Annotated in this window: 16 protein-coding genes and 2 tRNA genes; 3 read left to right on the forward strand and 15 right to left on the reverse strand. The window is 63.3% G+C overall.

Annotated features, from left to right (window positions below):
• Window positions 1-2: 2 nt before the first annotated feature.
• On the reverse strand, window positions 3-644 hold the full coding sequence (locus tag LK996_RS09255; protein ID WP_230526907.1) for a glutathione S-transferase family protein: 642 nt from the start codon (window positions 642-644) through the stop codon (window positions 3-5).
• 354 nt (window positions 645-998) lie between these two features.
• Here LK996_RS09255 and LK996_RS09260 point away from each other — a divergent pair, with 354 nt between their 5' ends.
• Complete coding sequence (locus tag LK996_RS09260; RefSeq protein WP_230526908.1) at window positions 999-2,333, forward strand: tyrosine-type recombinase/integrase; 1,335 nt, start codon at window positions 999-1,001, stop codon at window positions 2,331-2,333.
• 28 nt (window positions 2,334-2,361) lie between these two features.
• Here LK996_RS09260 and LK996_RS09265 read toward each other — a convergent pair whose 3' ends face one another.
• Complete coding sequence (locus LK996_RS09265) at window positions 2,362-4,197, reverse strand: hypothetical protein (protein WP_230526909.1); 1,836 nt, start codon at window positions 4,195-4,197, stop codon at window positions 2,362-2,364.
• A 729-nt stretch (window positions 4,198-4,926) separates the two neighbouring features.
• Between LK996_RS09265 and LK996_RS09270 the strand changes: the two genes are divergently transcribed.
• Both LK996_RS09270 and LK996_RS09275 read left to right on the forward strand, forming a co-directional pair.
• The gene (locus tag LK996_RS09270; RefSeq protein ID WP_230526910.1) at window positions 4,927-5,961 is read left to right on the forward strand and encodes a DUF262 domain-containing protein; all 1,035 of its coding nucleotides are present in this window, start codon (window positions 4,927-4,929) and stop codon (window positions 5,959-5,961) included.
• Window positions 5,958-6,959, forward strand: a complete 1,002-nt coding sequence (locus LK996_RS09275) for a nucleotidyltransferase family protein (RefSeq protein ID WP_230526911.1) — start codon at window positions 5,958-5,960, stop codon at window positions 6,957-6,959. Before LK996_RS09270 ends, LK996_RS09275 begins: the two co-directional genes overlap by 4 nt.
• A 699-nt stretch (window positions 6,960-7,658) precedes the next feature.
• On the opposite strand, the gene LK996_RS09280 is transcribed toward LK996_RS09275, so the two are convergent.
• The 13 genes from LK996_RS09280 to LK996_RS09340 form a co-directional block, all read right to left on the reverse strand.
• On the reverse strand, window positions 7,659-8,042 hold the full coding sequence (locus tag LK996_RS09280) for a hypothetical protein (RefSeq protein ID WP_230526912.1): 384 nt from the start codon (window positions 8,040-8,042) through the stop codon (window positions 7,659-7,661).
• A gap of 467 nt (window positions 8,043-8,509) precedes the next feature.
• A complete protein-coding gene (locus LK996_RS09285; protein WP_230526913.1) occupies window positions 8,510-9,181 on the reverse strand; it encodes a hypothetical protein in 672 nt (223 codons plus the stop codon).
• Between the two features lie 2 nt (window positions 9,182-9,183).
• Window positions 9,184-9,453 carry a MerR family transcriptional regulator gene (locus tag LK996_RS09290; RefSeq protein WP_230526914.1) on the reverse strand — a complete coding sequence of 90 codons (270 nt, stop codon included), beginning with the start codon at window positions 9,451-9,453 and terminating at the stop codon, window positions 9,184-9,186.
• 119 nt (window positions 9,454-9,572) lie between these two features.
• Window positions 9,573-10,124 carry a hypothetical protein gene (locus LK996_RS09295; protein ID WP_230526915.1) on the reverse strand — a complete coding sequence of 184 codons (552 nt, stop codon included), beginning with the start codon at window positions 10,122-10,124 and terminating at the stop codon, window positions 9,573-9,575.
• A 138-nt stretch (window positions 10,125-10,262) separates the two neighbouring features.
• A tRNA-Glu gene (locus tag LK996_RS09300) sits at window positions 10,263-10,338 on the reverse strand.
• A gap of 27 nt (window positions 10,339-10,365) precedes the next feature.
• A tRNA-Ala gene (locus LK996_RS09305) sits at window positions 10,366-10,441 on the reverse strand.
• Between the two features lie 93 nt (window positions 10,442-10,534).
• The gene (locus tag LK996_RS09310; protein ID WP_230526916.1) at window positions 10,535-11,098 is read right to left on the reverse strand and encodes a type 1 periplasmic-binding domain-containing protein; all 564 of its coding nucleotides are present in this window, start codon (window positions 11,096-11,098) and stop codon (window positions 10,535-10,537) included.
• Window positions 11,099-11,174: 76 nt separating this feature from the next.
• Window positions 11,175-11,573, reverse strand: coding sequence for a fluoride efflux transporter CrcB (gene crcB, locus LK996_RS09315; protein ID WP_343225869.1), 399 nt, complete (start codon window positions 11,571-11,573; stop codon window positions 11,175-11,177).
• Entirely contained in the window at window positions 11,570-12,751 is a 1,182-nt protein-coding gene (locus LK996_RS09320; protein WP_230526917.1) for an MFS transporter, read from the reverse strand. Before LK996_RS09320 ends, crcB begins: the two co-directional genes overlap by 4 nt.
• Window positions 12,751-14,031, reverse strand: coding sequence for a replication-associated recombination protein A (locus LK996_RS09325; protein ID WP_230527494.1), 1,281 nt, complete (start codon window positions 14,029-14,031; stop codon window positions 12,751-12,753). Before LK996_RS09325 ends, LK996_RS09320 begins: the two co-directional genes overlap by 1 nt.
• Before the next feature lie 107 nt (window positions 14,032-14,138).
• Window positions 14,139-14,759 (reverse strand): outer membrane lipoprotein periplasmic chaperone LolA, encoded by a 621-nt coding sequence (lolA, locus tag LK996_RS09330; RefSeq protein WP_230526918.1) that lies wholly within the window; start codon window positions 14,757-14,759, stop codon window positions 14,139-14,141.
• A 101-nt stretch (window positions 14,760-14,860) separates the two neighbouring features.
• A complete protein-coding gene (locus LK996_RS09335; protein WP_425493757.1) occupies window positions 14,861-17,200 on the reverse strand; it encodes a DNA translocase FtsK in 2,340 nt (779 codons plus the stop codon).
• A 64-nt stretch (window positions 17,201-17,264) separates the two neighbouring features.
• Window positions 17,265-18,332: an alanine dehydrogenase gene (locus LK996_RS09340; protein ID WP_230526920.1), complete on the reverse strand. Its 1,068-nt coding sequence runs from the start codon at window positions 18,330-18,332 to the stop codon at window positions 17,265-17,267.
• Window positions 18,333-18,412 lie beyond the last annotated feature (80 nt).

Here is an 18,412-nt window from a genome sequence, read left to right on the forward strand (position 1 = left end):
CGTCAGGGCCGCGTGTTGACCGCCAATTGCGCAGCGAACGCCCGCTGATACGCCGGCCGCGCTTCACCACGCGCAACATACGCAGCGAGGTTCGGAAACTCGTCGAGCACACCCGACGGCCGCGCCCTGAGTAACACCGACACCATCATCAGATCGCCCGCGCTGAACGCGCCATCGAGCCAATCCGCATCGCCCAGGCGATCGGAGAGCAATCCCAATCGCTCACGGACACGATCGAGCACGACCGGCAGGCGGTCCGTGGCCCACGGTTGGTCGCGTTCCAGGATCCTGGCGATGAAGATTTCCAGGATCGACGGCTCCACCGAATTGAGCGCGGCGAACATCCACGTGATCGCACGCGCACGCGCATTCGCATCGTCGGGCAACAGGCCCGCGTGGTGCGAAGCGATGTGCAGGACGATCGCGCCGGATTCGAACAGGACGAGCTCGCCTTCCTCGTACGTCGGAATCTGGCCGAACGGATTCCTGCGCAGGTGCGCGGGCTCCTTCATCTCGTCGCGCGGCACCAGGCGCACGTCGTACGGCTGCCCGGTTTCTTCGAGCGCCCAGCGGATGCGCGTGTCGCGCGCGAGTCCCTTGCCGCCATCCGGCGATCGGTCGAACGCGGTGATCGTGATGGTCATCGTGAGGTCGCTCTCCCGGCGAATCGACGGCAACGCCTTGCGTTTCCCACGATACCGTTCCGCCCGGATCGCGTGTTCACGTTCTTCGCGCACGCAAAAACGAAGAGGGCCACCTTTCGGCGGCCCTCTTCGTTTTGTTTGGCGTCCCCACGGGGATTCGAACCCCGGTCGCTACCGTGAAAGGGTACGGTTCGAGTCCAGCGCTGTCCCGGCGTGTCCTCCTATGTCCTTGATGTGCAATGTTTTGTGTCTCTACGTGTATTCCAGTGTACTCCCACTTTCGGGGGTGGATTTACCCGTCGATTACCCGGCAAAGGGACTACACTGCGCGCGAGTTCGACACCGCCCACCCGCATGCCCGCCCCGAAAAAGCTCATCACCGCCGCGCACCTCCGCTCCCCGACCGCCCGCGAGTCCTTGCCGGCGCAGGCGGAACCCTATTGGTTGCAACTCTCGCCCGGCAGGTTTTTGGGCTACCAACGCGCGCAGCGCCGCACGTCCTCGAGCTGGCGGGTCCGGGTGCTGGTGGGGGGCAAGTACCACAAGGCGCGGCTTGCTACGGCTGACGACGTTGCCAAGGGCGACGGCATCCACATCCTGAGCTTCAAGGAGGCGGTGGACCGCGCCCATACCCACGCCGTGGTCGCGCGCCCCGACACCAACGCGGCGGTTCGGTATCCGCGCCATGCGGGCGGAGGCGCGAGCGTTAATGACATCGTGGCCGATTACCACCAGCACCGCGCAACGACGCCAGGCGGTCGTAGCGGGCGCCCGATGGGCGAAAGCGCGCGCAAGACTTCCGAATCGTCGTGGCGCTTGCATGCGGGTCAGTCGATCGGGCTGATCCCAGTGGAAGCGCTGACCCCGGCAGACGTGCGCCGGTGGCATGCCGGCATCGCGTCCAGCCCGCCGGTCAACCGTGGCAAGGCACTGCCGTTCGATCCGGCAGACCCGGAACAAGTGCGCGCCCGGCAGGAAACCGCCAACCGCGTGCTCACGATCGTCAAGGCGGCACTCAACCTCGCGTGGGAGCAGGAGCGCCTGCCGCACTCGATTCTCCGCGATTGGTGGAACGCCGTGCAGAAATTCCAGACTAGCGATGACACGCCGCCGCGCATGCTGGACGAGGCTGAGGTGCAACGACTCCTCAACGCCACGGGCCGTGGCGGCGAATTGCGCGAGCTGGTCACCGCGGCGCTAATGACTGGCGCGCGCGCCGGCGAATTGCGTCTGCTCAACGTGCAGCACTACTCACCCGAGACCGGACGCCTGCGCATCTTCCAAGGCAAGACCGGTAAGACCCTGACACAGCCGCTCACGGAGGAAGGCGTGGCCTTCTTCGAAGCGTTGACTGTCGGGCGCCGGCCCAGCGAACCGTTGCTGCGCCGCGATGGCGGCGCGCGGTGGGAACGTGGTGCGTATCGTCGCGCGTTCCAAGCGGCGGTTGACCGGGCGAACTTGCAAGGTGTCACGTTTAAGACGTTGCGTGCTACCTACGGCAAGCTGTTGTTGCTCGCAACCAAAGACATCGAGCTAGTAGCCAAGGCGCTGGGACACAGTGACACCCGCGTCACCCGCAAGCATTACGCTCAGTATCTGCCCGATGAGCTCGCGAGCGGCGTCGCGCAGATGCCGGCGTTCGGGATAGAAAAAGACATCACCGTGCGTTCCATCCGCAACGCCGGCTGATCTTGGTCTGTACCCGAGTGGATCGGCGCTATTCGGCCTCTGCGAATCTTGCAGTCATCAAGTTCTCGAGACGCTTGTTTTGTTGGGCGCAGACGCTGAAGCGGGGGTCGGCACAGCATTTGCATTGCGGGCAAATCAGGCGACCGCACGCGCAGGTTTCCTCGTGTCCAAACACCAAAGGACGGAATCCGCAGTCGGCTTGATTGTTCAAAACGTCCTTACCTCCGCAGTGCGCCAACAACGTCCGACGCCTTCCATCCGGAAGCGTGCCGACAAGCACCCCATTCTCGAAAATAGTTAGGTCGGACAATTCCAGAAATGTTGACCGAGACAGGTTCTTCTCTAGTGTCGCCAGAGCTTTAAGCAATGCACCGATTGTGTCGGTGGGATCCACGACTCCAACCGATGACGCCAGCGACACGGGTTGCCACGTTCTAGGCGACCCAAACGCCGTGGCGCGCGGGCTTTCACTGGATACTGAAAAACCCCACTTAAACAAACTGGCAAGCTCGGCAGTGTTCACGTCGTCGTTTTGACTACGCCAGTGAAGCCAAAAGTGGAGCACGAACAAATAGAGCTCCGGCAGTCTCGGCAGTCCACGCACTGCGTCGTCGTTTCGTCGCACACGCTGGACATGTGCGCGCAACATTGTAAGGAACGCGCGTTGCCCGGCAGTGTGCGCATCCGTTTCCAACGAACATGATGTATCGCAGAGTGCCAAGAGCACTGGCGGGATCCCCTCGGCAGCGCCCCTGAAAATCCAGCCTGGCTCGGAACTTGCCAGCCATCCGACTAGTTCTCGCAGGGCAGTATTTCTGCCCCGATAGTGAGCGTTTGGATAGTCCCAAGACCAAGCGGGAAGCTCAACAAGCTTAGTGGCAGCGTTTACGTGGAGTCGATAGATATGCCCGAAGCTCCGAAGTAGGTTTCGTGTTTCGCTCGCAGTAGTGACGCCGAGAACGATCATCCGCGTGCCGGTTTCACACTTTAGGCCGCCGTGCCCGTCTAGCGTCGTGTAAGGGCTGCTTACCCCGCAGAGCAGCACCTCGGACCCACGAGCATCAGTTTTGAAGGCCTTTACCTTCCAGCGACTTGAGTGCGCGCCGCCGTGACGAGTGCGTCGCAGGTTCTTCACGTCGACGCCGTAACGACTATCGACTTTCAGGTCCATCACGCGCCAGTCTGCAGCGGTTGTATCCAACTGTAGTCGCGCCACGTCTTCGACTTGGAGGCCAAGCGCGCGGAAGTAGCGCGCGGCGCAGCGCTCGGCTGCCCGTGCAGTCAGCATCTGAGCAGCGATGGCATTCCGAATTTTCTCGCTATCAGTCGATGGGCACCAGAGATCTGCAAGTTCACGGTCTTTGCGGTCCAGCGCGGCGAACTGTTCGTACGCGCTGTAGCTAGGAAGACGGCGGTCGAGCATACTTACGTCGCAGATCGCTACTAATCCGTTGTCCAGTGCGGGGAACTTGCAGCGGTACACACGTTCGAGAAAGTGCTTTGGCGCCTTGGAAAAGCCCGGCCAGTCGGGAGGAATGGCTTCAAGCGCCGATGGCGTACGTTTTAACTGCTCCCCAAAAATGTCCCAGAGATGCGCTGGATCTGGTAAACGAATGTCTTCATCGGTGGCACCTAGTTCAAGCGCCAACCACCGGATTATCCAGTCCAAAGCGCTGACTGCCTCGAGATTCGCCTGGCCCAAGCTTGTAGCCAGATCAATCAAATCTGGGCGGGAATCTGGCACCGAATCCCAGAGGGATTCAAGCCACGTCACCTTGATCGCAGATTTATTGGCAAGACGTTTAATGACAGACAGTGCGGCGCGTGGCTGCTCGAGGATGAGCGCCATGACGTGGTGCGCCATGACGTCCTCAGGCGCTAGGTGGAGTACGCGCAGGAGAACAGGGTCACCCCACGCCGCAGCCGGAATTTCGAGCTTTCGGTCGCGGACACACCTGTCGAGCGTAGGGCTTTGTGCTGCTGCCAAAACTAATAGGGGGATTGCCCCAGGTTGCGCGGCTTGAAGTGACCTCAGTGGTCCGAGCTTCTCTGCCTGATACTTCGAACTATCGACGGCCGCCCACAACAAGTCGGCGGCTTCGCGGGAGCTGACATCTACAATCGACGCCGATGTTGCTGCGAACCTCCCGTCCGGCTTCTTTACAACGACCATCCGGACGACGGCTCCCTCCATCCTGTCCCGTGGCAGGGTCAAGGATTCCATCCGTTTTGGATTGAGGAAAACGGACTCGGAACGAGGTACCGAAAGGCTTTTCGCGAAGCCGAACCCTTCCGATCGATGCTCTTCGATAAACCCAATTTCCTCTGGTTGCTGGGCTCTGAGGCGATCCCGCTGATCCGTAGAGCTTTGACGCCTCGCGCTTAGGGACTGCATTTCGGCCGCTGACGGTGGAGATTCGCTTTAGCTTACCTGCGCGGGGCCATCTTCTGCTTGGGGCCGAACGCGGGCCCGGGGGTACATGCGCGATGCAACCCGAGATTTCCCGGGTCGCGGCACCCCAGTGGGCGCACGGTTGACCTAGGGACAAGTGTCTAGGGATGATTGTCGGGACTACAAGGAAGGCCTTCCAACATGTCCAGGCGCCACAATTTTCAAACGGTTAGCTGGTTCTATGACATCGCGCAGCGCGATCTGCTCGACTTGAACCCACCCTACCAACGACGCAGCGTCTGGAATCAAGAATTCAAAGATTATTTCGTCGACACGGTTCTGCTGAACTATCCAGCGCCGGCCATTTTCCTATTTGAGGACATCAGTTCAGATGGGCGCTCGGTCTATCACGTGGTCGATGGGAAGCAGCGCCTAACTACGCTTCTCGAGTTCATCCGGGGCGACTTCCCCGTGCGAGATAAAAGTAATGTCGCGGCTGCCAAGGGCAAGTACTTCAAGAATCTGGACGATGCGCTCAAGAAGCAGGTTTGGTCGTACCAGTTCCTAGTCGAATACGTTCCGACCGATGACGAAGAAATCATCAATGGCATTTTCGATCGAATCAATCGAAATGTTGCCAAACTGACGCAACAAGAGTTGCGTCACGCCCGCCTCGATGGGGAATTTATCTCTGCAGCGGAAGACCAAGCGCAGTGGATGGAGGAGGTGTTGCCGCCGAATATGCCGCGCTTCTTATCCCAGTCAAAAAAGCAGATGAAAGACGTGGAATTTGTCGCGCTTCTGCTGCTGCTCATTGAAGAGGGTCCGAAAGGCTATTCCCAAGAGCTCTTGGACGAGGCGTTCAGCTCTCGGGATAGCGAGTGGGAGCTGAAACACCAGACGATCGGATCGTTCCAACGCGCTATCGCGGCGCTGGAGCAGATCATAAGGTCATCCGTAGACCCCAAGGAGCTTTTTGCTAGTCGGCTGCGTAACCAAGCCGACTTCTATTCCCTTATCGGGGCCGTCCATGGCCTGCTGGAGGAAGGCGCATTAGTTCAGCCTGATGAAGCTTCTCGTCGCCTGGTGCAATTTCTGAATCGAGTAGACAGCGAGGCGGAACGGCTGAAGGACCCCGAACTTATGGGTTACTACGATGCTGCGCGCTCGGCCTCGAACGACCGAGGGCCGAGAGAGAGGAGAATTCAGTACCTGCGGCAGTTGTTGTCGGCATGATCATTCCGCCTGCCGTCGAGCGAAAGCATGCGTTTGTTCAGGCCTATGTCGAACAAGTGGGGGCGCGGGTAAGGGACATTGTTTCCAATTTCTGTGAGGACAGCGGCTATGCTTTTTTGGGGCGAGTCAAAGGTGTTGCATCTCTCGCGGAGAAGTTAGAAGGCGGGAGATACAAGCAATGGAGTGATGTCGACGACTTGTACGCTTGCGCCGTGATCATTCCCACACTAAGTGACGAACCATCGGTTCTCGCATTTCTGCGAGATCGCTTTACCGAGCAGGCGACAAGAGCAAGAGCGACATCCAAGAAGGATCCTGATGTTTTTCGCTTTGACTCCACAAGGTTTGTGGGTTCTTTGCGGGATGATGTTGGCATCTCGGGACCGCTCACATCGGTTCAATTTGAAGTACAGATCAGGAGCGCGTTCGAACACGCATGGTCTGTATCAACACACGCGCTGGCATACAAGGGTGGGAACGTAGGCTGGCGGCACAAGAGGCTTGCCGCTCAACTCCGCGCGTCTATCGAACAGTTGGATCAGGTCGTTCTGGGCTTTCAGGAGTGGACCGGCCTGATACAAGAGCAGCGCTGGCATTACGTGGATGATCAACGCGCGCTTGTTGAGGGATTCGAGTCATGGGTCGCTGACGGATCAATTCCGCAGGAAATTGCGCCGGAAAGCTGGGTCCGGTTCGGCGAGAATCTCTACTCGTTGATTTCAGCAACCATGAAGTCCGACCGAGAACACGGCCACGTAAAAAATGTCGAGCACCTGCTTGCTGCGATCGCAAAGGAACTTGAAGATTTCAGTGGAAATAAGTTCCCGCGCAGCATCTCACTCCTGCAGTTTTGCATCGGCGTTATGTTCAAGGCTGGACTCGCCACGGAAACGCGGGCGAAGTACTGCGCGCTAGTTACGGATGAACTCCGTTCGCTTTATCCCGACGTTTCGAAGGCGAAATTCAGCGTGTTCGACTTCGAATTCGAGACGGCTTAAAGCCAACCCGCTTACACACACTCTCGTAGAAGCCCCTTATCGGAGCTAATCCCGTCCGGCCGGGAACAATTCTCGCCAGTCGCGGCGAGATGGATCGTAGGCCTCCTCTGTCGCATTGATGCTTCCAAAAGCTAAGACGCCTGTTCTTTGCGGGGATAGCCTCGCGTGTGGCAGCAGGCGCAAAGCACGCCTGCTTGCCATGACGGCGGCGCGAACACCACGCCAGTGAGCGCTGGCGTCGCGGCTTCGGCCGGAAGCAAGCATCCATTTATGTGCTGCGTGCTCCTCCAACAACAAGTCGACGTGATCAATCATGGCGGGAATGTCTGAAGCCACAAAGTGCCCCCGCGGTGCGGCACCGAATTCGCGAACCCACGTGATCAGTTGGTCTTGCGAGAGGTCGCCTGGCGCCTCGATCGCGGCCGGTGGGGTGATGCGGGCGGGACGGCGGGCCATGCTTGCCTGATTTTCAATTCGCGGACACTTATTCAAGAAGTAGGGGGCGGCCGGTGGTCATCCGCCGTGGAGGTTTTTTGATCCTCCCCCCCGGCATCTTGGCCTCCATCCACGCTCGCATAGAAGCGCCGCCTAAGCGCGTCGGTAGCGGACGGCATAAACCCAATGTCGTGTTGAAGGCACTCGCACACGGCCTCTAACAGGGCCAGCGTGTCGCGGGTTGGCTTCCTTCGCATCATCGGACTATTCCTCTTCTGATTTGTACAGGAGCGAGCGATAGCGGACATCGGCGTCTCGTTCTGATGTGCCGTCGTCCCGGATGGTTCGAACGATTTGGACGAATTCCATGAGCGAGGAGACGAGCCGGTCGGCAGAAGCCACGAGCGCTTCGCCAGGCGTCGGAGACACGCTCAGCGCCAACCCCTCCGAAAGGATGACAGCGGGGGGAGCGTTCTTCGCGAGCTCCGCGTGTTCGGCCTCCAACGCCGAGGCCTGTTGAAGAAGCACCTTCCGACCGGCGTCGTCGGTCATCGAGTACGCCAAGTCACTGATGTGGCCCTTGCCATCCGGTCCAATCCAAACTGCGGGCGAACGATCTTCGCCACCAAGCCATTCTGACTTTTTCATTTCCATCTCCGTGGATGGCTTCCTAAGCGAGGAGGAACCTCGTGTTTCGGAATTGGGTTCGGCCCAGCGCGGGAAGAGCCGGAGCGGCCGCGGTCGCGCTTCTGCTCCAACGCATCAACGCGCGCGAGCAAGCTTCTGAGAATCTCGCGCACGGGTTCCAAACGCGCATCCATTGCCATGCGAATTCCGCCGGCGAGCGCGCGACGCTCCTTCTCGTTCATAAAGTCAAACCTCCGAGAATCTATCCAACGAGTCGCACCCCTCGACGACCCTTGCGCACTCCGCTAGCTCCGCTGCCCGACTGGCGTAGCGGGCCGCAATCGGATTGAAAAGACCGGCGGCAACGCGCGTGAGCATTGGGCACAACGCTTGGAGCGCTTCCTCGCTGGTAATGTGATCGATACGGTCTGCTAGCAGGACAACCTCCGTCTCGCGAAGCAAACCATCGTCGCTGGAGCTGATCGTGTTCATACGGCCTCCGCTGTGGTGGACTGGTCGCTCTCTGGAGACGCTCCTACGCTCGCTTGGCGGGCAGGCCTCAAGAGTTGGCGAATGTTCCCCATTTCTTTTTCCGCAACGCCTGGCGTGATCTGGCGTGCGGCTTCTAGAGAAGAGTTGTTCTCTTCTCTATGTGATGGTGAGGGCGCCCCTTGGACGTCGCGGGACGCGTTGCGGGACGCATCACGTGACGCCGCTTCTGCGTGTTTCGCTTTTTGCCGTTCTCGGTATCGTCGCGAGCGCTCCGCTTTTTGCAGGCGTCGCTTCTCCGTCCCGAACGAATGGCGCTCGAAATGGGGCAGCGAGGCAGTCATGGTGGTGTCGTCGTAGGCGAGCCAACCCACCACCTGCATGGCGCGCGCGAACCCCGGAAGCTCGGCGATGTCGTCAACATCCTCGGTCGTGACCATTCGGCACGAGCCGTCCGTGCTATTACAGTCGAACCACGCCCAGATACACACCAAGGCGCCGACGACACTGTTTCGCGAGACGTTCAATGCGCGCGCGATGTGCCGCACCTCTGGCTTAGAGGCAAGACCGGTGCCGATCTTGATCCAGTTGGAAACGCGAACCGCGCCGACGGCGCCTGGTGCTGCACCGCTCGGGGCCGGATGCGGTGAGGGACGCGAAGGGCTGTCCATGGTTAGGACCTTGCGCCCGTCGGCGCGGTGCGTTTCTGGGTCGACTGAGCCGGCGTCGGCTTGCGGTCGCGGTGGCTGCGCTGTGCTTCAGCGACAGCCATGCGCCGCATGAACTGCTTCTCGGCTGCGGCGGTAATTCGGGGCCGGCGGCCGTAGTGAATGACCTCCAGTTCGCCAGAGTTGATCAGGCCATAGACGTAAGACCGGGAGACTCCGTGGCGCTCGCGGAAATCGTCGATGGTGAAGACGATGCTGTCGGTGGACGCGGCCATTGATGTCCTCGAACGACGCAGGCTGTTTGCCTGTGTTCGAAGATGCGCCGCTTGGTTTCAATCGTCGACGGAGGTGCTAGCACCTCCTTCTCGATTGGTGCGCGAAGTGTCGGGGTGGGCTATGTGGACTTATGGCCGCCCGCGCCCGCGGGACGTTTCCTGCACTCGCGCTCCCGTAAGCGGTCGCCGACCCAATCGGCGCCGAACATCGAGCCGCGCTCCTCCTTGATGCCGAGTTCTGCTCGGATTTCGTCGGAGATTTCCTGGTGGGTGCGTTCTTTCCAAGTCCCGTCGCTGACGTGCCGGTCGATGATCTTGAGCGCCTTTTTTCGCTGCTCGTCTCTGGACCAGCGGATGTGCCCACCGCGGCCCCGTGCGTCCGTCAACTTTTGTAGTTCTGTTTCCGCCGCGATCGCGCGCGCGGTGACTCGTCTGGCCGCTGCTTCGTAACGAACGTCCAGCAGGACCACCCACTGGCGGCGAGCACGGGCTAATCGACGCAACTCGTTGAGACTGAGTTCGTCTTCCTGCGCGTCGAGCTCCGGGCCGATCTTCCAGTGCCCCGCAGCGGATGGAACTCCAGTTTTTATCGCCGCGCACTCTTTGAGAATTTCTGCGGCGTGCGGGAGAGGGCGAAACCGCCCCGCGGAATTCGGATTCTTCGTGCCCACGACGCACCCTCGGGGATGAGGATTTCGACGACGCAAAAAGAACACGCGCACACCGTGACGCACGGTGATGAAATTACCCGGCAATTAACCGCAAACAATTAGGGCCGCCTCGCGGCAGCCCTAAGTGCTTGATCAAATTGGCGTCCCCACGGGGATTCGAACCCCGGTCGCTACCGTGAAAGGGTAATGTCCTAGGCCTCTAGACGATGGGGACAGTAGCGGTTTCCAACTCGAGTTTTATTGGTGGAGCCAGCCGGGATCGAACCGGCGACCTCCTGCATGCCATGCAGGCGCTCTCCCAGCTGAGCTATGGCCCCACTGCTGGAAAGCGCGAAAGTTTAGGGCCGGCTCCGGGATGCGTCAACACCTTTGTTGAGCTTCCTCTCAGCTTTTCGCGATCCGCGCATTGTTCAACGCGTGCGTCCGAGCCACCACGCGATCGGGATGCTCGCGATCAGGATGCCGAGGCCGGAGTCGAGCCACGCGCCGATGGTGAAATCCATCGGGAAGCGATACCAATTCCAGTACGGCAGGCTGACCGACAACCACGACACGAGGCCGAGCGCCGCGCCCATCAGCACGCGCGTGCCGAAGCCCGCGGCCTGAGCGAGGATCCATGCGGCAACGAGGCCGACGAGCAGGTCGGAGATCAACTGCTTCACCAGCGCCGGCACCATGTTCGACAGCGTCGGGTTCGGCGTCGGGTCGTACACGACGAAGGCCGACGGCGCGTCCTTGTACTTGTCGGTGAACGCCTTCATCGCAGCTTCGTCGTTCCATGTTTCCGGCGACATGCCGGGAATCATGTAGACGCCGGCGCCCTTGTCGCCGCTGGCCTGCAACGCCGCGATCGCCGCGTCCTGGTTGCCTGCCACCTTCATGCCCATTTCGCCGATGGGCAGCGCGACGTGCGCCACGACGCCCCACAGGAACAACACGATGCCGCCGATCAAACCGGCGATGAAGATCCGCATGGCTTCGCCCTCCCCGGGCTTGCTTGCGACGGATGCCGCGGCGCGAGGATGCACCCGCGACCGTTGCGACGGCAACTCAGAACGGGGGCCGCCACCATGCCGCCGTGCGCGCACCCAGCCAGACCAGGAACAGGCCCGCGACCAGCGTGATGCCGAGGTACACCAACGCCTGTTCGCTGCGCTGCGATCGCGCGAACAACAGGCATTCGAGCACCAGCGCCGAATACGTCGTCAGGCCGCCGAGCACGCCGACGATCAGGAACGCGCGCCAGTACAGCGCCACCGGCCCGCGCCCTTCCAGCATCACCGCGATGAAGCCCGCGAGGAACGCGCCGACCAGGTTCGCAGTGAGCGTGCCCCAAGGCAGGCTGTCGCCGACGCGCCGCAACATCACGCCGCCCACCCAGAAGCGTCCCGCGGCACCGAGCGCGCCGCCGCACATCACGAGCAGCAATTGCGACCACCAGGAATTCACTGATCGCCCTCCCCTGTTGGTGCTTTCAGTGGCATCAGCACCAATGATGCCGCGATCGCGAACACCGCGCTCACGCCGAACGCGATCATCGGCGCGCCGTTCTCCCACAACGCGCCGAACACCGCGGACGCCGGCAGCAACAACAGGCCGGTGACGAGGTAGTACCAGCCGAACGCGGTGCCCGCCGATGTCGCGGGCACGAGATCGGCGACGAGCGCGCGCTCGCTGCCTTCGATCATCGCGGTGACCAGGCCGTATGCGGGGAACAACACCCACAACCACGCCGCATCGATCGGCACCACGCCGAGCAACACGTAGAGCAGCGCATAGCCCGCCCAGCCCGCGAGGATCAGGCGCTTGCGCCCGACTCGATCGGAGAGCGCCGACAACGGCGTCGACGCGAGCGCTGCGACCGCGGAGAACGACGCCCACAACAAGGTGATGCGGCTCGCACCGAGGCCGAGGTCCTGCGCGCGCAGCAGCAGGAACATGTTCGACGCATTGCCGAGCGTGAACAGCCCGAGCGCCGACAGGTAACGCCGGTACGCGGGCGACAGCGCGGAGAAGCGCCAGTCGATGGGTCCCATCGACTTCACCTGCGCCTGCGCGGGTTCGCGCAGGCGCAGCGCCATGATCAGCACGATGATGCCCGGCACGATCGCGAGCAGGAACACGTGCCGCAACGAAAAGCCCGCCGCGAGCAGCGCCGCTGCGACAAGCGGCCCGACCACCGCACCCGCGTTGTCCATGCCGCGATGCAGCCCGTACGCGAGCCCGCGTTGCTGCGGCGACACGCTGCCGGCGAGCATCGCGTCGCGCGGCGCCGAACGCAGTCCCTTGCCGACGCGATCCACGAAACGAAAAGCGAGCACGCCGACCCAACTCGTCGCGATGCCGATCAGCGGACGCGCGACGCCCGCGAGTCCGTACCCGATCACGACGAACGGCTTGATGCGCCGCAGGCGATCGGCGAGCGCGCCCGAGACGAGTTTCAGCAGGCTGCTCGCCGCTTCGGCGACGCCTTCGATCCAGCCGAGCGCCTTCGGCCCGGCCATCAACACGCTCGCCACGTACAGCGGCACGAGCGGATAGATCATGTCGCTCGCCGCGTCGTTGAGAAGGCTGATCGCGCCCAGCAGCCATACCGTCCGTGGCAGGCTTGCGAGCGCGGCGCGCATCAGGCGCCGGCCTCGTCTTCTCCGCGCGCTCGCGCACGCGCGGCGCGCAACGCATCGAGCTTCTCGCGCATGCGACCTTCGAGGCCGCGATCGGTCGGCCGGAAATACACGCGCTCGCCGAGCGCATCGGGGAACCCGGTCTGGTCGAGCGCGACGCCGCCTTCGGCATCGTGGTCGTACTGGTAACCTTTGCCGTAGCCGAGCTGCTTCATCAACTTCGTCGGCGCGTTGCGGATGTGCATCGGCACTTCGAGCGTGCCGTACTCGCGCACGTCGCTGCGCGCTTCGTTGAACGCCATGTAGGCGGCGTTCGATTTCGACGTCGTGGCGAGATACAGCGCGACCTGCGCGAGCGCGAGATCGCCCTCCGGACTGCCGAGCCGGTCGTAGGTGTCCCACGCGTCGACCGCCATCTGCAGCGCACGCGGATCGGCCAGGCCGATGTCTTCCACCGCCATGCGCGTGAGGCGCCGCGCGAGATAGCCCGGATCGACGCCGCCGTCGAGCATACGCGCGAGCCAGTACAGCGCCGCGTCGGGATTGGAGCTGCGCACCGATTTGTGCAGCGCCGAGATCTGGTCGTAGAACTGTTCGCCGCCCTTGTCGAAGCGGCGCGTGCGATCGGCGAGCACCTGTTCGAGCGTCGCCTCCGTGATGGTGCCGCCCTCGCCCGCCAGGTCCGCCGCGATTTCGAGGAACGTCAGCGCGCGCCGCACGTCGCCGTCGGCCGCGCGCGCGATCAGCAGCAGCTGTTCGGGTGCGACGTGCAGCTCGCGATCGCCGAGCCCGCGCTCCGCGTCGTCAAGCGCACGTTGCAGCGCGATCGCGATGTCTTCCGGCGACACCGCTTCCATCACGTGCACGCGGCAGCGCGAGAGCAACGCGGAGTTGAGTTCGAACGACGGGTTCTCGGTGGTCGCGCCGACGAACAGGATCGTCCCGCGTTCGATGTGCGGCAGGAACGCATCCTGCTGTGCCTTGCTGAAGCGATGCACCTCGTCGACGAACAACACGGTGCGGCGGCCTTCGGAGAAACGCAGGCCCGCTTCGGCGAGCACCTGGCGCACTTCGGGCAGGCCGACGAGCACGGCCGAGACGGCGCGGAATTCGGCGTCGGCGTATTTCGCCAGCAGTTGCGCGAGCGTGGTCTTGCCGCAGCCGGGCGGTCCCCACAGGATCATCGAATGCACGCGACCGGATTCGATCGCGCGACGCAACGCGCTCTTCGGCGCAAGCAGGCGGCGTTGCCCGACCATCTCGTCGAGCGTCTGCGGCCGCATTCGCTCGGCGAGCGGACGCAGCGCGTCGCGATCGACGCTCAGCAGGTCGTCTTCGGGGAGGACGGGCGCGCGGGATTTGGCCACGCGGCGATTCTAGCGGACCGCGATCAACCGCCCGCGACGATATCCACGCCCTTCGGCGGCGCGAACGAGAACGTGCCCTTGGCGAAGGACGGGTTGCGCTTCCACGACGCGAAGCGCAGCTCCGTGCGCTGGCCGAGCGGATCGACGATGCGCATGCGCGCCAGGCCCGCGTCGTTGAAGCCCAGGCGCGCCGATTCGAAGCTCGCGCTGTCCGGATCGCGCGGTCGCAGTTCGATCCATTCCAGGCCTTCGTTCGCGCCGAGTTCCTTGACGATGAACTCACGGTCCAGGCGCGTGGGGTCGATCAGCGCGGCAAGCGGCGAGCTCTGCTCCTCCACGCCCTGCGCGCGCTTGGTGACCTGCATCAGGTCTTTGTCGTACACCCACACCGACTTGCCGTCGGCGACGATCAACTGTTCGAACGGCTTCGCGTATTCCCATCGGAAATGACGCGGCGCGGACATCGCGACGCGACCCGACGAGGCTTCCTTCTTCTTGCCGTTGGCGTCGAAGACCTGCTGCGTGAACGTGCCATCCAGGCCCTTGAGGCCCTTGGTGAACGTGGTGAGTTCGTCGCGGCCGCCGGCGTGGGCGGTCGATGCGACGACGAGCAGCGAAGTCAGGCCGAGAGTCAGCAGGCGCATGGGCGTGGGGTCCATGGAAATGCGATGGGCGAAGTCTGCCCGGGAATGGATGAATGCGGGATCACGCGAACGCGGATCCGCATTCGCCGGAAGGACGGCGTTTACTTGGGCGGTGGCGGCGCCAGCACGCTGCGATCGCCGTTGTGTTCGGGCGGCGTCACGACGCCCGCGGCTTCCATTGCTTCGATCAGGCGCGCGGCGCGGTTGTAGCCGATCTTCAGGCGGCGTTGCACGCCGGAGATCGATGCGCGGCGCGTCTCGGTGACGATGCGCACCGCTTCGTCGTACAGCGGGTCGGACTCGTCCCCGCCCCCGCCGCCGGATTCGGGCAGGCCGGTCGCGCCGACCACCACGCCTTCGCCGAGCGTCTGCACTTCGTCGAGCACGCCTTCGATGTAGTCCGGCGCGCCGCTGATCTGCTTGAGGTGTTCGACGACGCGATGCACTTCTTCGTCCGACACGAACGCACCGTGCACGCGCTCGGGCATCGCGGTGCCCGGCGGGAGATACAGCATGTCGCCGTGGCCGAGCAGCGTTTCCGCGCCCGACTGGTCGAGGATCGTGCGCGAGTCGATCTTGCTCGACACCTGGAACGCGATGCGCGTGGGGATGTTCGCCTTGATCAGGCCGGTGATGACGTCGACCGACGGACGCTGCGTCGCGAGGATCAGGTGGATGCCCGCCGCACGCGCTTTCTGCGCGAGGCGCGCGATGAGTTCTTCGACCTTCTTGCCGACGATCATCATCATGTCGGCGAATTCGTCGATGAAGACGACGATGTACGGCAGCGTCTCCAGCGGACGCGGCGCTTCGCCGAGTTCCGGGTTCGGCTTGAACAGCGGATCCATCATCGGCTGGCCGGCGCCGATCGCGTCGGTCACCTTCTTGTTGAAGCCGGCGAGGTTGCGCACGCCGACCGCGGACATGAGCTTGTAGCGGCGCTCCATCTCGGCCACGCACCAGCGCAGGCCGTTCGCCGCTTCCTTCATGTCGGTGACGACCGGCGCGAGCAGGTGCGGGATGCCCTGGTAGACCGAGAGCTCCAGCATCTTCGGGTCGATCATCAGCATGCGCACGTCCTTCGCGGACGCCTTGTATAGCAGCGACAACACCATCGCGTTGACCGCGACGGATTTACCCGAGCCCGTCGTACCGGCGACGAGCAGGTGCGGCATGCGCGCGAGATCGGCGACGGTCGGGCGGCCCGCGATGTCCTTGCCGAGCGCGAGCGTGAGCGGGCTGCCGCTCTTGTCGTATTCCTTCGAGCGCAGCAACTCGCTGAGGAAGATCATCTCGCGCGAGGTGTTCGGCGTTTCCAGGCCGACCACCGACTTGCCGGGAATGACGTCGACCACGCGCACCGACTTCACCGACAGGCCGCGCGCGATGTCCTTGTCGAGCGACGAGATCTGGCTGACCTTGACGCCCGGCGCGGGCTCGAGTTCGAAGCGCGTGATCACCGGGCCCGGATACGCGCCGACGACCTGCGCGTCGATGCGGAAGTCCTTGAGCTTGAATTCGATCTGGCGCGACAGCGTCTCGAGCGTTTCCTCGCTGTAGCCCTTCGGCTGCGGCTTCGGATCGTCGAGCAATGCCAGCGGCGGAATGCCGGTGCCATCGCCGGTATGGAACAGCGGGATCTGCGTTTCGCGCTTGGCGCGATCGCTCTTCTCGACGACGGGCGCCGGCGGCGGTTCGATCTTCACCGGTGCGCGTTTCGCACGCAGTTCCGTGTCGACCTTGCGCGTTTCTTCGCGCTCTTCGCGGAACGCGCGCGCCTGCTGCCATTCGGCCGCCTGCTGCGTGCCGCGACGGAACAGCGGCGGGATCTTCAGCATCCACTCGCCGAGCTTGTCCATCACCGTCAGCCATGAAATGCCGGTGGCGAGCGTGGTGGAGATCAGCAGCAGCGTGACGAGAAACAGGTTCGCGCCCACCGGCCCGAACGCATGGAACAACGAACGGCCGACGAGCTGGCCGAGGATGCCGCCACTGCCCGCCGAGAAGTCCGGCGCGGCGCCGACGCGCAACTGCAGGAAGCCCGTCGCCGACACGAGGAAGCCGACGATGCCGACCAGGCGCAACGCGGGCCCGAGGTCCGCATCGCCATCACCGTCGCTGTCCATGCCGAACAACGCGATCCACGCGATGAGGCCGAGCATGATCGGCAACAGGAACGCGACATAGCCGCACAGGTACAGCAGCACGTCGGCGATCCACGCACCGACGATGCCGCCGAAGTTGTGCAAGGGCGCGGTGACGCTGCCCGAATGCGACCAGCCCGGGTCTTCCGGGGAGAAGGTGACCAGGCTCGCCAGCAGGTAGACCAGCAGCGGCGCGATGCCCATCAGGGCCAGGTCGCGCCACAAACGCGAGCGACGCGAACCGCCCGCGGCGGCCGGAGCCGCCACGTTGCTGCGCTTGCGTTTCACGCCTTCCACCACCGGCCTTGCCGACACCCTGCGACCTGCCTTCAGGAGTTTCCCCTAGGGCCTTGATCCTACGTCAAAGTTTCATGTCCTGCAGCGCGGGATGCACGATCTTCCCGCCTTCGACGTTGATGCCGCGCACGAGGGCCTCGTTGGCGCGCCAGTTGCCCGAGGCCAGCTTGTTGACCCACGGCAGGATCGCGGCGCAGATGGCCTGCGACGAGGTCTGCGGCACGGCGCCCGGCATGTTGGTCACGCAGAAGTGGGTGACGCCCTCTTCGACGTAGGTCGGTTCCTTCCAGGTTGTGGGACGCGAGGTCTCGAAGCAGCCGCCCTGGTCGATCGAGATGTCGACGACGACCGAACCGTCCTGCATGCCCTTGAGCATCTCGCGCGTCAGCACGTGCGGCGCGCGCGCGCCGGTCACGAGCACCGCACCGACGACGAGGTCGGCCGAGGCGACTTCGCGCGCCACGACGTCCGCGTACGGGTACAGCGTGGTGACGTTGTTGCCCAGGGCCATCATTTCGTCCATGCGGTCCTGGCGCATTTCGAACACGACGACGTTCGAACCACCGGCCGCGGCCAGTGCCGCCGACGCGCTACCGGCCTTGCCCGCGCCGAACACCACGACCTTGCCGCGCTCGGTCGACGGCAGGCCGCCGAGCAGCTTGCCCTTGCCGCCTTCGGGCTGGTGCAGCAGGTGCGTGCCGACCTGCACCGCGATCTTGCCGGCGATCACCGACATCGGCGCCAGCAGCGGCAGGTCGCCGTTGGGCAGCTCGACGGTTTCGAACGCGACGCCCGTGAGACCGATGTCGAGCAGGCGCTTGGTGAGTTCCGGTTCCGCCGCCAGGTGCAGGTAGCAGAACAGCAGGTGATCCTTGCGCAGGTGCTTGAGGTCGCCTTCGATCGGCTCCTTCACCTTCACGATGAGCTCGCCCTTTTCGTACAGCGAAGCGGCGTCAGGCGCGATCTTCACGCCGAGCTGCGTGTACTGCTCGTCCTTGAAGCCGCTCTTCAGGCCCGCACCCTGTTCCAGCCACACTTCGTGGCCGCGCTTGACGAGGTCGCCTGCCGCTGCCGGCACGAGCGCGACGCGGCCTTCGAGGGTCTTGGTTTCCTTGGGGACGCCGATCCGCATTGCAGTGTTCTCTTCGTGGGAGGCGCGAACGCCTTGTGTTGTCGGGGGGTCGCCGCCACTATTTCGCGATTGCAGCGGCC

This window comes from Noviluteimonas lactosilytica (assembly GCF_020866925.1).
Lineage (GTDB): Bacteria > Pseudomonadota > Gammaproteobacteria > Xanthomonadales > Xanthomonadaceae > Noviluteimonas > Noviluteimonas lactosilytica.

Coding starts and splice junctions, on each gene's coding strand:
- LK996_RS09310 (WP_230526916.1), bottom strand. CDS start 11,098: ATGCGGATCTTCATCGCCGGTTTGATCGGCGGCATCGTGTTGTTCCTG.
- LK996_RS09340 (WP_230526920.1), bottom strand. CDS start 18,332: ATGCGGATCGGCGTCCCCAAGGAAACCAAGACCCTCGAAGGCCGCGTC.
- LK996_RS09255 (WP_230526907.1), bottom strand. CDS start 644: ATGACCATCACGATCACCGCGTTCGACCGATCGCCGGATGGCGGCAAG.
- LK996_RS09280 (WP_230526912.1), bottom strand. CDS start 8,042: ATGAAAAAGTCAGAATGGCTTGGTGGCGAAGATCGTTCGCCCGCAGTT.
- LK996_RS09265 (WP_230526909.1), bottom strand. CDS start 4,197: ATGGCGCACCACGTCATGGCGCTCATCCTCGAGCAGCCACGCGCCGCA.
- lolA (WP_230526918.1), bottom strand. CDS start 14,759: ATGCGCCTGCTGACTCTCGGCCTGACTTCGCTGCTCGTCGTCGCATCG.
- LK996_RS09290 (WP_230526914.1), bottom strand. CDS start 9,453: ATGGCCGCGTCCACCGACAGCATCGTCTTCACCATCGACGATTTCCGC.
- LK996_RS09260 (WP_230526908.1), top strand. CDS start 999: ATGCCCGCCCCGAAAAAGCTCATCACCGCCGCGCACCTCCGCTCCCCG.
- LK996_RS09285 (WP_230526913.1), bottom strand. CDS start 9,181: ATGGACAGCCCTTCGCGTCCCTCACCGCATCCGGCCCCGAGCGGTGCA.
- LK996_RS09320 (WP_230526917.1), bottom strand. CDS start 12,751: ATGCGCGCCGCGCTCGCAAGCCTGCCACGGACGGTATGGCTGCTGGGC.
- LK996_RS09270 (WP_230526910.1), top strand. CDS start 4,927: ATGTCCAGGCGCCACAATTTTCAAACGGTTAGCTGGTTCTATGACATC.
- LK996_RS09275 (WP_230526911.1), top strand. CDS start 5,958: ATGATCATTCCGCCTGCCGTCGAGCGAAAGCATGCGTTTGTTCAGGCC.
- LK996_RS09325 (WP_230527494.1), bottom strand. CDS start 14,031: ATGCGGCCGCAGACGCTCGACGAGATGGTCGGGCAACGCCGCCTGCTT.